Source organism: Providencia sp. wls1914 (assembly GCF_009706645.1).
Taxonomy (GTDB): Bacteria; Pseudomonadota; Gammaproteobacteria; order Enterobacterales; family Enterobacteriaceae; genus Providencia; species Providencia zhijiangensis.
In genome coordinates this window covers 213,932-228,342 of record NZ_WLUN01000003.1, presented here as the reverse complement: position 1 = coordinate 228,342, position 14,411 = coordinate 213,932, and the positions used below count along the sequence as shown (strand labels likewise).

At 43.1% G+C, this 14,411-nt stretch carries 7 protein-coding genes and 4 pseudogenes; 8 read left to right on the top strand and 3 right to left on the bottom strand.

The window, feature by feature from the left end; all coding sequences use genetic code 11:
* The first annotated feature begins 119 nt into the window (after nt 1-119).
* Nucleotides 120-1,382, top strand: a pseudogene (locus GKR74_RS01900) (valine--pyruvate transaminase).
* A gap of 216 nt (nt 1,383-1,598) precedes the next feature.
* Here the strand turns inward: GKR74_RS01900 and GKR74_RS01895 are convergent.
* A pseudogene (locus tag GKR74_RS01895) lies at nt 1,599-3,254 on the bottom strand (putative transporter); the annotation flags it as partial.
* Between the two features lie 408 nt (nt 3,255-3,662).
* Between GKR74_RS01895 and GKR74_RS18290 the strand changes: the two are divergent.
* Nucleotides 3,663-3,887: pseudogene (locus tag GKR74_RS18290) on the top strand (YceK/YidQ family lipoprotein); the annotation flags it as partial.
* Nucleotides 3,888-4,241: 354 nt separating this feature from the next.
* Here GKR74_RS18290 and GKR74_RS01885 read toward each other — a convergent pair.
* The gene (locus GKR74_RS01885; RefSeq protein ID WP_154602288.1) at nt 4,242-5,570 is read right to left on the bottom strand and encodes a DUF3748 domain-containing protein; all 1,329 of its coding nucleotides are present in this window, start codon (nt 5,568-5,570) and stop codon (nt 4,242-4,244) included.
* Between the two features lie 123 nt (nt 5,571-5,693).
* On the opposite strand from GKR74_RS01885, the gene GKR74_RS01880 reads away from it, so the two are divergent.
* Entirely contained in the window at nt 5,694-6,308 is a 615-nt protein-coding gene (locus GKR74_RS01880; RefSeq protein ID WP_036948588.1) for a trimeric intracellular cation channel family protein, read from the top strand.
* Between the two features lie 37 nt (nt 6,309-6,345).
* Here GKR74_RS01880 and ligB read toward each other — a convergent pair whose 3' ends face one another.
* Entirely contained in the window at nt 6,346-8,058 is a 1,713-nt protein-coding gene (ligB, locus tag GKR74_RS01875) for an NAD-dependent DNA ligase LigB (protein WP_154602287.1), read from the bottom strand.
* A gap of 310 nt (nt 8,059-8,368) precedes the next feature.
* Between ligB and gmk the strand changes: the two are divergent.
* From gmk to recG, 5 genes and pseudogenes are all read left to right on the top strand, one after another.
* Nucleotides 8,369-8,998, top strand: a pseudogene (gene gmk / locus GKR74_RS01870) (guanylate kinase).
* A 50-nt stretch (nt 8,999-9,048) separates the two neighbouring features.
* Complete coding sequence (gene rpoZ, locus GKR74_RS01865) at nt 9,049-9,324, top strand: DNA-directed RNA polymerase subunit omega (RefSeq protein WP_006659598.1); 276 nt, start codon at nt 9,049-9,051, stop codon at nt 9,322-9,324.
* A gap of 19 nt (nt 9,325-9,343) precedes the next feature.
* Complete coding sequence (gene spoT / locus GKR74_RS01860) at nt 9,344-11,473, top strand: bifunctional GTP diphosphokinase/guanosine-3',5'-bis pyrophosphate 3'-pyrophosphohydrolase (RefSeq protein WP_154602286.1); 2,130 nt, start codon at nt 9,344-9,346, stop codon at nt 11,471-11,473.
* Between the two features lie 30 nt (nt 11,474-11,503).
* On the top strand, nt 11,504-12,217 hold the full coding sequence (trmH, locus tag GKR74_RS01855; protein ID WP_154602285.1) for a tRNA (guanosine(18)-2'-O)-methyltransferase TrmH: 714 nt from the start codon (nt 11,504-11,506) through the stop codon (nt 12,215-12,217).
* A 9-nt stretch (nt 12,218-12,226) separates the two neighbouring features.
* Nucleotides 12,227-14,308, top strand: a complete 2,082-nt coding sequence (gene recG, locus GKR74_RS01850) for an ATP-dependent DNA helicase RecG (RefSeq protein ID WP_154602284.1) — start codon at nt 12,227-12,229, stop codon at nt 14,306-14,308.
* The last annotated feature ends 103 nt before the right edge of the window (nt 14,309-14,411 follow it).

Here is a 14,411-nt window from a genome sequence, read left to right as displayed (position 1 = left end):
TATCCATACTTGATATTTTATATGAAAAAGAACTGCAATTAAGCTATTGAACTCTAGATAGGAGCGCGGTATGTTGGAAATTCCATTAACAACCTAATAAACAAATGTGAATAAATACAATGAATTTCTCTAAATTTGGTAATAAATTTGCTAAGAATTCAGGCATTTCAGAATTAATGAAAGACTTGAATGAAGGCCTCAGAACCCCCGGCGCTATTATGCTCGGTGGTGGGAACCCTGCTCATATTCCTGAGATGGATAAATATTTCCAAGACCTCCTCGCTGAAATGTGTGCCAATGGGCAATTGACCGATACCTTGTGTAACTATGATGGTCCTCAAGGCAAAGATGCCATGTTGAAAGCGCTAGCAGCAACTCTAAAAGCGAAACTAGGCTGGGATATCAGCGCGAAAAATATTGCGCTAACAAACGGCAGCCAAAGTGCGTTTTTCTATCTATTTAACCTACTTGCTGGTCGCTTTGAAGATGGTATCTCTCGTAAAGTGCTTTTCCCAATTGCCCCTGAATATGTGGGTTATGCGGATTCTGGACTTGATGACGACCTTTTTGTGGCAAATAAGCCACAAATTGAATTTTTACCTGATGGTCAGTTTAAATATCACGTTGATTTCAACACCCTTGAAATCACTGAAGATATTGGTGTGATTTGCGTGTCACGCCCAACCAATCCAACAGGGAACGTGATCACCGATGAGGAAGTTCTGCATCTTGACCAATTAGCTAAGCAACACAATATTCCATTATTGATTGATAATGCGTATGGCGTTCCCTTCCCCGGCATTATCTTTAGCGAAGCCACACCATTTTGGAATGAAAATGTCATTCTCTGCATGAGCTTGTCAAAACTCGGCTTACCGGGAACTCGCTGCGGTATTATTATTGGTAGCGAAGAGTTAATTGATGCCATCAGTAATATGAATGGCATTATTAGTCTTGCTCCGGGTGGTATAGGTCCAAGTATCGCACTTGAAATGCTGCAGCGTGACGATTTATTTGAATTATCTCAAAATGTTATAGGGCCATTCTATAAACAGCGCGTTGAAGAAGTGATTAAGATTATTCGCCGCTATATCCCTGAAGATAAATGCCTAATTCATAAACCTGAAGGCGCTATTTTCTTGTGGTTGTGGTTTAAAGATCTACCAATTAGTTGTTTAGAACTTTATCGCCGCTTAAAAGCACGTGGTGTATTGATGGTTCCTGGACATTACTTTTTCCCAGGACTTGAAGAAGATTGGCAACATGCTCATGAATGTATGCGAATGAACTATGTGCCTGAGCCAGAAAAGATTGAGCAAGGGATTCAAATCCTTGCTCAAGAATTAGAAAAAGCCTATCAAGAATCTGAACGCTGAATCTAGAAATTGAGTTAAAAAAAGCCCTTTCCATTGAGGAAAGGGCCAAAATTAGCGAGAACTCCATAATTGAAATCGAATATATTTGTTCACGACAAATCTTATTCGCGGTTATTAAACCACTTTTTTGATATCAGTTATGGCGAGAACAAAGACCAATTACGCCCTTATATAGACGGATACTTTTTCTCCACACCCTATTCCTTCCATGACTCACAATCATAATGCCCAAAATAAGATGGCTAACAACTGCGGCGAAATAATGCGTAAAAACATTGCTAAAGGGTATACCGTGGCATAAGAAAGTGCCGGTGCTCCGCTGGTTGGATGGATATTATTTGCAAAAGCTAATGCTGGCGGATCTGTCATAGACCCAGCCAACACACCGCATAGGCTTAAATAATTCATTTTGCCGAAAATGCGAGCGACTAAACCGGTGATAAACAGAGGAATAAAGGTAATTAATAGCCCATAGCCAATCCATGTAAGCCCATCCCCTTGAATAAGAGTCTCAATAAAACTCCCTCCCGAATTCAGTCCTACAACCGCTAAGAACATCACAATACCAAGCTCTCTCAACGCTAAGTTTGCACTTGGTGGCATAAACCAATACAGCCGGCCAATGGTACCTATTCGTCCAAGGATCAAAGCAACAACTAACGGCCCACCCGCTAAACCCAACTTCAATGCAGCAGGAAAGCCCGGTACAAATATCGGTAACGAGCCTAAAACAACTCCCAAACCTATCCCAATAAATACCGGCAGCATCTGGACTTGCTGTAATTTCTGTTTCGCGTTTCCAAGTATTGCAGTAACCGCTTCAATTGATTCAGGACGACCAACAATATTGAGAATATCACCAAATTGCAGCACGGAATTGTTGTTTGCCATCAGGTCAATCCCTGTCCGGTTCAAACGCGTTACCACCACATCATATTTCTGCTTGAGATTCAGCTCTTTTAAGCGTTTACTTAATACAGCGTCATTAGTCACGACCACTCGAACAGAATGCAATACAGAACTGGAAGTTGATAATGATGCTTCAACCTCTTCACCAAGAATGAGGCGAACTTTATTTAAATCCTCTTTTTGCCCAACAACATGCAGTAAATCCCCAAGATGTATTTCTGTCGTCGGCTGAGGTACCACCATCATTTCCCCGCGTTTTAGCCGCGAGCAAACAATGTCTTCGCTGCCAAGCATGGGTATATCTTGCATCATCAAGCCATCAAGATTGGTATTGCGTACCGCAATGTTCATCGTTTGCAGTGAGTCACGATGCTGAACATTCGCACTATTGAACTCCGCGGCTTCTTTATCTACTGAGATACGGAAGATAATACGAACTAGCCACATCACCAGCAAAATACCGCAGATTCCCATCGGGTAAGCCATCGCATACCCCATTCCCATTTGTCCCACCAAACTCGGGTCTGACCCTAAATCAGATAGAATTTGCTGCCCAGCCCCTAACGATGGAGTATTCGTGACTGCGCCCGAGAAAATGCCCAAAATAATCGGTAGAGGGATATCTGCGATTTTATAGATAATAGCAGTAACGACTGCCCCTAAAATAACCACCATCAAGGCAAAGCCATTAAGTTTTAAACCAGAAACACGTAAAGAAGAGAAAAAACCGGGTCCAACTTGTATCCCGATGGTATACACGAAGAGGATCAAACCAAATTCTTGAATAAAATGCAGCATGTCATTATTGAGAGACAAGCCATAACTTCGCGCAAAATGCCCAACAATAATGCCACCAAAAAGAACCCCGCCAATCCCTAAGCCTACATTGCGGATTTTCCAATTACCTATCCATAAGCCTAGTGCGGCAGCTAATGCTAATAAACTGACTGTAAGCGCTAATTCACTCATAGACCGCTATCCTTTTGACAACAATGAACCAAAATACGGGACATACGGAGTTATTACATTTGCAACTGAATCGATTGTGCCAAATAAACACAGAGGAAGTTGTGTGATAGAGCACAGTTCACAGCAATTCAATTGAGCAATTTTATACTTTAGTTAAAAACAATTTAATTGCTAATTATTAACATCACCGACATAAAATAATACAAAAAAGAGCTATTATTCCGAGGGTATCTTAAATAATAATAGGGTCGTTCGATTGTGAATTTTTAGTTTTTAGTTATTATGATCTCTGATTAAACAAAATCCATTTCAATGCAGGTCAACATATATATGCCAAGCTTGATTTTTTTTAGGTCGTTCGCATTTTCCACATTATTGACTCTTACATTAAGTGGCTGCTCCAGTATTATGACTCATGCTGGTCCTACTGATAGCTATTATCCTGGAACAAAAAATAGTGTTGATATGCTGCAACATGAAGATACGGGCTGGGTAGTTAAGCCATTACTGGTTATCGATTTACCATTTACTGCACTTATGGATACATTATTAATCCCCATGGATTATATGCATTCAAACGGCTCACAAGAGGCCGACTCACCGAAAAAACGTTTAGAACAACTTGATAAACAGCGACTTGATAAACAGTCACCTGATACGCTGCAATCTGATAAACAACAGCCAAAGAACCCTCAATGATTTCCCTATATTAAAGTAACTTATTGATGCTCTAATCAGGAATATAATACTTAAAATACAATTAATATTATTAACTTAATTTAGGTTAATAATACCTTTATCTTACTGACCAAATTTCCATCTTTTTTAATCTATTCTATTAACCCAACACTTATTAATTTCAAGTCAATATACTTTAATTGAATGTTGAGCATTTAATTTAATGATGACCTGAACTCTCTTTTTCTGAAGAATAAAGAGATGAATTTTCATCTTTTTATTCTTCATAGGTGTTATCCCAGATAAAATTTAATTAGATAATCCTGTTTCGACAATATAAATCTGTCTAAACCCATCAATATCTCGCATAAATGCTACAAATTTATCATTTGGAGAAAAGACAACGGCATCTGCAACAGGGGCTATTTCTGTTCTCCGGGTTAACCGTTCTAAATTTCCGGTCGCTACATGGCAACGCACAACGCTATTGTCATACACAAAGCAGAGATACTCACCGGTCTTATTCCAACTAAATGCAGACTGAATTGAAGACTCGCCAAATGTCACTTGGGTGAGCGTCCCTGTTGCCGTTGCCACCAACCATAATTGCACAATGCCATGATCATCATGCATCAAACAAGCAATTGATTCGCCATTTGGAGAAGAACGCAGCCAGTGTCTTGGCTGTTTCGCTAACCCTGGAAATTTCCGATGATGCGTATACGTTAAGCGCCTTTGTTTCACATTCTTAGGCGGCGCTGGCATAGTTTTTTCGGTACCTTGCAGAGGTTTATCGCCTTGAATTTTGAATTCATTGGGATCTTCGGGTAAATCAACTAAATAAACTTCAGGGATCACGTCACCATTTTGATGATGTGTATCTCCGATAAACGCTAATGCGCGTGCTTGCCACTGACCTTGTTGATCCATATAACCACGTTGACCAATCCATCCCTCTTCATAAGCTCGGCTTATCTCGTCACTATTCGGAGTTGGCGCCAAAGTCGTCTTCGTCACAACACTACAGAAAAAATTGCCGCTATATTCTCTTTCATGACCAATAGGTTCAACGGTCACAGCGCCTGCAGGTACGGCAACAGCCACATTGCGTTGGTCTAATTGGATATCGAGTTCATGCAAAACATGGTCATTATAGGTAAAGCTCAGCCACTTCCCGTCAGGGCTGAAAACATGAACATGCGTTCCGCCTCTGAGCGCACCCGCCATATAAGGTGGCGTAATACACATTGCATCAATCGGATGAGCAATACCAAGTTGGTTGTCATCAACGTAAATACCCCGGCGATGATGGAAATCATACTGCCAAGACTCATCGGGATATTCTGGTCCCTGAATAAAAGCATAACGAGGCGGATTTTCAGCGCTTACAGTGACTACGCCAACATGGGCACCATGCAATCCTCGATAGATTTCCACTTTTTGATGGGTTGTAACATGAATTTTTTCTATGGTTTTCCCGGTAAATGAACTGCCACTTGGTCGAACATCATAAGCTAACCACTGACTATCTGGTGTCCAAACATTAATATTTGTAAGCTGATGACTCCGCGAATCCTCAGTAATACATATTTCTTTATAAGGCATTTTATTGTTCAATCTGTTATCCTTTGACATCATTTAACACAGGCTATCGGATTACTTTAACTAATCAATTCTTTAAGAGAATAAAAAATCTCAGTCGAGAAGTTTCACAAGTAATATTACCCTTAGACAATCACTATAGTATTGAATAAAACCATCATGTTATTAAGTGTTCTCTATATTATTGGTATTACTGCCGAAGCCATGACAGGCGCTTTAGCTGCTGGACGCCGTAAAATGGATGTCTTTGGCGTGATCATTATTGCCTCTGCAACAGCCATCGGCGGTGGCTCTGTCCGTGATATTCTACTCGGCCACTATCCTCTAGGTTGGGTTGCCCACCCCGAATACATCATGACCGTGGCAGGTGCTGCCATTGTCACCATATGGATAGCCCCGATGATGAAACACCTTCGCCGGCTCTTCTTAATACTTGATGCGATTGGTTTAATCGTCTTCTCTATTCTTGGTGCTCAAATCGCCCTCGATATGAATTATAGCCCTATCATTGCCGCCATCGCGGCTGTGGTTACAGGTGTATTTGGCGGTGTCCTTCGTGACATGTTGTGTAACACCATCCCTCTGGTTTTCCAAAAAGAAGTCTACGCTGGCGTCTCTTTTGCTGCCGCATGGTTATATATCGGTTTGCTATATACACCGCTTCCGAAAGATATCGTGGTCATTATCACGTTAGTAGCAGGTTTAAGTGCTAGGTTACTTGCCATTCGCTACCGTTTGGGATTACCTATCTTTAATTACGAAAGCCAAGATTAACCAAAACTGATTTTCCTATCAGCCATTTGCTTAACCCCTAATGGCTGATATCTAGTTTCTGCAAAGTATACAGTTCCTGCAAAGTGTCTAGTGCCTTCTGAATTTCAGGCTCTGCCAGCCAGTACTTTAATACTTGTTTCCGTTTTTCAGATAAGCCCAGAGCTTCCACACTCTCTCGTTGATTCAATTTTTCTATTGTAGATATCTTGTTTAGATGCCCTATTTCTAATGGAATTCCAAGCCCTTTCAACCAATTTACTATTGGCTGCATAGATGCTTTTTGTAGCTGGCTAAGCGCATTTGTCGTTTTCTTATTCTTAGGTAATGAATCTTGCCATTGTGGAGAAAGCCAGCCAAGTAACGTTGAGAGCCCATATTGTTCCGCCCATGCCTTCCATGTTTTTTCGCCCACCCCGCGAATCTTTAACTGTTTGCCTAGCCAAGCAAGTCGGGCAACAAATTGGGGTGCACAATCCGGTGTATATGATAAACAGCTCAATGAATGAAAGTTTTCGAGAGATGATGTATCTGGATACTGACGCAGCTCTCGCCGCCAAATGACTTGCTCCATAAATGGAGTACCATGCCCAGATAACGTTAGCTGGATTTTATCCCCAACTAGCACATCTTTTTGCTTCCAGGAATTAAGCGAACCAATGCGGATTTTACTCACCTTTTTATCATCGATCGTGACGGGTTCAATGTTAGCAATAACATTTACAGCCCCGGATTTTCCTACCCGAAAAGTTAAATCCATAACCTCTGAAACCACGCTTTTTAATGGGTATTTCCATGCCACGCTCCAACTGTTTTGGTTTGCCTGCCAAGCTGATGCTGGTGGCGATGGAAAGCTTTTCAATACAATACCGTCAGTTGCAAATGGCATCGGTGCTGAATAATAGTAGTCACGCCACTTGGCTGCTGATTGATAGTTTGCTATTGGATGGCTATATCGTTGTGCCAACTCAAATCCTAGCCTCTTTAATTCACTCAATTGACGATTCATAGCAACAGAGTTATCAGGCCATGCCCAAATAAAAATGCCGATATCATCTGTGACCTGTGTAGGTAACTCCTTGCGCATCAACCAACCCGCAATTTTACTCCGTGCATTTCTTCCACCATCCGCATTTTGTACATGTTCATTGAGCCTCCAGAACAGTTCCCCCTGTAAAACCAGAGATTGCTTCGTTGAAATAGTTTTGGGGATAGCTTGAATAAAATCGGCTTTATCTCGCCAATTAAGCCCTTCACTCCCATTCCCCCGACTAATCATTGACACTAAACGTCCATTTTCATAGTGCAGCGTCACCGCAACACCATCGACTTTAGGTTGCAACCAAACTTCATGACGAGGCGCTATCCATGCGGCTATTTCTTCTGATTTCAATTTTTTCAACCCCGTATGGGGTATGGGATGCTTTGTTAATCGTTCAGTTTTAGGCTGTAATGGTTGTGTTAGTGTGTCAGGCAAATTTTGACAACGCTGTCCCTGCTGCCACTTCGCCAAAAGTTGATCATAAACTTCATCACTTACGCCGCTCACGCCGTCGATTTGATATTGCCTATCCCACTCTTGTAGCTGCTCCCCCAGCCGCCGCTGTTCCATTCTTATTAATTCATTGTCTAGTGAGCGGCATGCTTTTTGAGAATCTACCATTTCCGCACCGTAGCCTATTGAAATAACAGATTGAAGTAATAGGCAGAACCAACCAAATTTCCAGAGTTTCCTGACTGAAAAGTAATGCATAATGTCCCTATTATATTGACGTTAATGAATTGAATGATAAAGCGCTGCGTTGCCATTGCATTCTGGGTCAATCAATAAAGAGATACAGTAGGTACTTTTGCCAATTGCATAGCGACTCGTAAAACAAATACTATTTTCATCGCGTTACATTTATTTTCTGGAAGGCGTTCGCAATTTTCTAATAACCAAAATTTTTTACTCTTATTTCATGGTTAATTGATATCGCTGCATGTTGCCTTAAGTACGTGTATACTATGTAGGGTTTATCACTATCTTTTATGTCTAACCCACAAATATTCAAGAAATCATCATGATACAAGGCACGCTATATATTCTCTCTGCTCCTAGTGGCGCAGGTAAGTCCAGTCTTATCCAAGCATTATTGAAGACACAACCGTTGTATGACACTCAAGTTTCTGTTTCTCATACAACTCGAGCTGCACGCCCAGGCGAAATTCATGGCGAGCATTACTTCTTTGTTTCTGAAGCTGAATTTCTTCAGATGGTTGAGAACAATGACTTTTTAGAGCATGCCTGTGTTTTCGGTAACTACTATGGCACCTCAAAACCCATTATTGAGGAAGTCTTAAATAGTGGCGTGGATGTGTTTCTTGATATTGACTGGCAAGGTGCTCAGCAAATTCGCGCTAAAATGCCAGAAGCACGTAGTATTTTTATCCTACCACCATCAAAAGATGAGCTATATCGCCGTCTGCGTGGTCGTGGTCAAGATAGTGATGAAGTCATTGAAAAGCGCATGTCACAAGCCGTTGGCGAAATTGAGCATTACAATGAATACGATTACGTCATTGTAAACGACGATTTCAACACCGCACTGAGCGATTTACAATCTATCATGCGTGCTGAGCGCTTGAGATTAGGTCGCCAAGTCCAGCGACATGATGCTTTAATCAGCAAATTACTAGCAGACTGAGAATAGTTTCAGTATCATATCAGGTCATTTTTTTATTTCTTTGGAGTAGCACACTTATGGCACGCGTAACTGTTCAAGACGCAGTAGAAAAAATTGGTAACCGTTTTGACCTCGTACTGGTCGCAGCACGTAGAGCTCGTCAGTTACAAACTGGTGGTAAAGATCCTTTAGTTCCAGAAGAAAACGATAAGCACACTGTTATCGCGCTACGTGAAGTAGAAGAAGGTTTAATTAACGGTCACATTTTGGATGTGCGTGAACGCCAAGAACAGCAAGAGCAAGAAGCCGCTGAAATGCAGGCAGTTTCTGCGATCGCTGAAGGTCGTCGCTAATTACTAAGGTGGGTCTGCCTTGTATCTGTTTGAAAGCCTAAATCTCATAATTCAACAATATCTCCCAAAAGAGCAAGTTGAATTACTGAAAAAAGCCTATGTTGTCGCACGGGATGCTCATGAAGGGCAGACCCGTTCCAGTGGTGAGCCTTATATTACTCACCCTGTTGCTGTTGCTTGTATTCTGGCTGAAATGCGTTTGGATCATGAAACACTGATGGCCGCGCTACTTCATGATGTGATTGAAGATACTCCAGCGACATTTCAAGACATAGAGCAACTGTTTGGAACCACTGTCGCCGGCTTAGTCGAAGGGGTTTCCAAACTGGATAAGCTGAATTTCCGCGACAAGAAAGAAGCTCAAGCAGAAAATTTCCGTAAAATGATCATGGCAATGGTGAAAGATATCCGTGTCATTTTGATCAAACTGGCAGACCGCACTCACAATATGCGCACGCTTGGGTCATTAAGACCCGATAAGCGTCGCCGCATAGCGCGTGAAACACTGGAAATCTACAGCCCCCTCGCGCACCGTTTAGGTATCCACCATATTAAAACCGAACTCGAAGAGTTAGGTTTCGAAGCGCTGTATCCAAACCGTTATCGTGTTATCAAAGAAGTGGTGAAATCCGCTCGTGGTAACCGTAAAGAAATGATCCAAAAAATCCTTTCTGAAATTGACGGTCGATTAACGGAAGCAGGTGTCCCCTGTACAGTCAGTGGTCGCGAAAAACATCTGTATTCTATCTATCGAAAAATGCATCAAAAAGAGCAGCGATTCCATTCCATTATGGATATCTATGCTTTTAGGGTCATCGTCGAAGACGTTGATACCTGCTACCGTGTTTTAGGGCAAATGCACAGTCTTTATAAACCTCGTCCGGGGCGAATCAAAGACTATATTGCTATTCCTAAGGCGAACGGCTACCAATCTCTCCACACCTCATTAATTGGGCCTCATGGGGTACCAGTCGAAGTACAAATTCGTACTGAAGATATGGACCAAATGGCTGAAATGGGTGTTGCTGCTCACTGGGCATATAAAGAACAAGGCGAATTGGGAACCACTGCGCAGGTGAAAGCCCAGCGTTGGATGCAAAGCTTGCTCGAACTCCAACAGAGTGCGGGAAGCTCATTTGAATTTATTGAAAGCGTAAAATCAGACCTCTTTCCTGATGAAATTTACGTTTTCACCCCCGAAGGTCGTATTGTCGAATTGCCGACAGGCGCGACCCCAGTGGACTTTGCATATGCCGTGCATACTGACATCGGTCATGCCTGTGTGGGTGCGCGAGTTGATCGCCAACCTTACCCACTCTCCCAGTCACTTTCTAGCGGTCAAACGGTAGAAATTATTACGGCTCCAGGCGCTCGACCAAATGCAGCATGGTTGAACTTTGTCGTTAGCTCAAAAGCACGTGCAAAAATCCGCCAGTTACTGAAGAATTTAAAACGCGAAGACTCCGTTAATTTAGGGCGTCGCCTACTCAATCATGCGCTAGGTGCAGGCACCAAAATCACGGATATACCTCGTGAAAGCATCGATGCCGAGTTAGCTCGCATGAAGCTCCACTCGATTGATGATTTACTTGCCGAAATTGGTTTAGGTAATGCTATGAGTGTTGTGGTGGCTCGCAACTTGCAAAGTAACCCTCAAAGTGCTCAGCCAAGTGCCGTTGAAGAACCTGTGATTACGGAAAACCGTAATAAACTGTCCATCAAAGGGGCTGATGGTGTCTTAATCACCTTTGCAAAATGCTGCCGACCTATCCCGGGCGACCCAATTATTGCGCATATTAGCCCAGGTAAAGGATTGGTTATTCACCATGAATCTTGCCGCAATATCCGTGGTTATCAGAAAGAACCGGATAAATTTATGGCTGTCGAGTGGGATACCGAAACAGACACGGATTTTATCGCTGAAATTAAAGTCGATATGATAAACCATCAAGGTGCCCTTGCTAACTTGACCGCCGCTATTAATGATGCGAATTCAAGTATTCAAAGCATGAACACTGAAGAGAAAGATGGTCGTGTTTACTGTGCCTTTATTCGCTTGTCGATTAAAAACCGTATTCAGTTGGCTAACGTGATGCGTAAAATTCGTATCATGCCAGACGTTCTACGCGTCAGCCGTAACCGTAATTAGTCGATACCATTAAAAACACGAACTCTCACTATGAATGAACGCCGCTATCGCCGCATTTGCCAAATGATGGCGATGCGGCAGCCCGACCTAACACTCTGTCTTGAAGAAATTCATAAGCCTCATAATGTTTCTGCAATTGTGCGCAGTGCTGATGCTGTCGGGATCCACAAAATTCATGCCATTTGGCCAGACCAACAGGTTAAACTCTCTGTCTCTTCTGCGGCGGGAAGTAATAGTTGGGTAAAAGTCATTTCGCACCAGTCCACAGAAAGTGCCATTACTCAGATAAAATCCCAAGGTATGCAGGTTTTAGTGACGAATCTGTCAGATACGGCTGTCGATTTTCGAGAAATTGATTATACCCGCCCAACCTGTATTATGGTGGGGCAAGAGAAAACGGGTATATCAGACAAGGCATTAGCCCTTGCAGATCAACATATTATCATCCCAATGGTTGGTATGGTGCAGTCACTCAATGTCTCTGTCGCCTCTGCGCTTATTTTGTATGAAGCCCAGCGTCAGCGCCAACTCGCAGGCATGTATGAGCGAGAAAATAGTCTATTATCTGAGCAAGAACAACAAGAATGGCTATTTGAAGGTGGCTATCCTGTACTGGCTGAAGTGGCTAAACGCAAAGGGCTTCCTCGCCCATTTATCAATCAGCAAGGTCAGATAGAAGCCGATGATGCTTGGTGGGCACAAATGCAGCTTTCTGAAAAAATGAAGAGAAAACAACTCAGTTAAGGAATCGACATGAACCGTGGTCTGCTTAATACCATTTCACTGACTTCACTTCATGGCATTGGTGCCAGCCAGTCAGAAAAAATGAGTAAAATCGGGTTGAACACAGTTCAGGACTTGCTTCTGCATTTTCCACTGCGTTATGAAGATCATACGCGTCTTTATCAGATTAAAGATTTGATGCCCGGCACAACAGCCACTATCACCGGTCACGTTCTACAAACCAAAGTCGTCTTTGGGCGCAAAAGAATGATGACCTGCCTGATCAGTGATGGCACTGGCAACCTCACACTGCGTTTTTTCAATTTCTCTGCCGCGATGAAAAACAGTTTAGCCGAAGGCCGCCAAGTGACTGCCTACGGGGAAGTGCGTCGTGGTAATACCGGGCCTGAAATCATTCACCCTGAATACAAAGTCTCTCAAGAAACAGATAATATCGCCCTTCAAGAGAACCTAACGCCAGTTTATCCGACAACCGAAGGCGTCCGCCAAGCCACATTGCGTAAAGTGATGGAACAAGCGCTAGCCATGCTAGAAAGTGGTAATATTCAAGAATTACTGCCTGAAGAGTTCAGCCGTAGTCTAATTAGCCTCCCTGATGCCATCCGACTGTTACACACTCCGCCACCGGATGTTTCGTTAGATGAGTTGGAAAAGGGGCATCACCCAGCTCAAAAGCGTTTGATCCTTGAAGAGTTACTGGCTCACCATTTAAGTATGCTCGCCATTCGGGCGGGTAATGAGCGGCTCTATGCCGAGCCACTGGTATCTTCAGGGAAATTTAAAACGCCTTTACTGGCAAATTTACCGTTCTCACCAACTAACGCGCAAAAACGCGTCGTGGCTGAAATCGAAACTGATTTACAAAAAAATGCCCCCATGATGCGTTTGATTCAAGGGGATGTCGGTTCCGGTAAAACTCTTGTGGCTGCATTAGCCGCACTGTGCGCCATTGAAAATGGTAAACAAGTTGCCTTAATGGCACCGACTGAAATTCTTGCAGAACAGCACGCGAACACCTTTAACCAGTGGTTTGAACCTCTAGGTATCAAAGTAGGCTGGTTAGCGGGTAAGCAAAAAGGTAAAGCGCGCCAGCAACAACAAGATGCCATCGCGAGTGGTGAAGTCTCGATGGTCGTCGGTACCCATGCAATCTTCCAAGAGCAAGTGAGCTTTCACTCTTTAGGGTTAGTCATCATTGATGAACAACACCGCTTTGGTGTTCACCAGCGGCTCGCTCTGCGTGAGAAAGGTGAACAACAAGGATTTCATCCACATCAATTAATCATGACCGCTACGCCAATCCCACGCACGCTGGCGATGACTGCCTATGCCGATCTCGATACCTCCGTGATTGACGAGCTTCCACCAGGAAGAACCCCAGTCACTACAGTAGCGATTCCAGATACCCGACGTAGTGATATTGTCGAGCGCGTTCGACAAGCCTGTTTAGAGGAAGGACGACAAGCTTATTGGGTGTGTACATTGATTGATGACTCAGAGGTGCTCGAAGCTCAAGCTGCCCAAGTTACCAGCGAAGAGCTGGCGCTGGCACTACCTGAACTCAAAGTGGGGTTGATACACGGTCGCATGAAACCCGCCGAAAAACAGAGCATCATGGCAGCATTTAAGAATAACGAGATCCAGTTACTTGTTGCTACCACCGTTATCGAAGTGGGGGTGGATGTTCCGAACGCAAGTCTGATGATAATTGATAACCCCGAGCGGCTTGGACTAGCACAATTACACCAACTACGAGGGCGAGTTGGTCGTGGCTCTGTCGCGTCTCACTGTGTGCTACTTTATAAAACACCGCTCACTCACACCGCTAAACAGCGCTTACAAGTTTTACGAGATAGCAACGATGGCTTTGTCATTGCTCAAAAAGATTTAGAAATTCGAGGCCCCGGAGAGCTGCTAGGTACAAGGCAGACAGGAAATGCGGATTTTAAAGTGGCGGATTTGCTACGAGATCAATATATGTTGCCAGAAGTGCAACGGTTAGCACGCCATATCCAGCAAAACTACCCTGAGCACGCCCAGAAGATTATTGAACGCTGGCTCCCTGAGCGCGAACAATATAGCCACGCTTAAATTTTTTCCTACCTTAAAATGAAAATTGCCGTGAACACATCCATGTCCACGGCAATACCTGCTTTATTTATACATTTAGTTATATATGTTTGTATTTACTTCA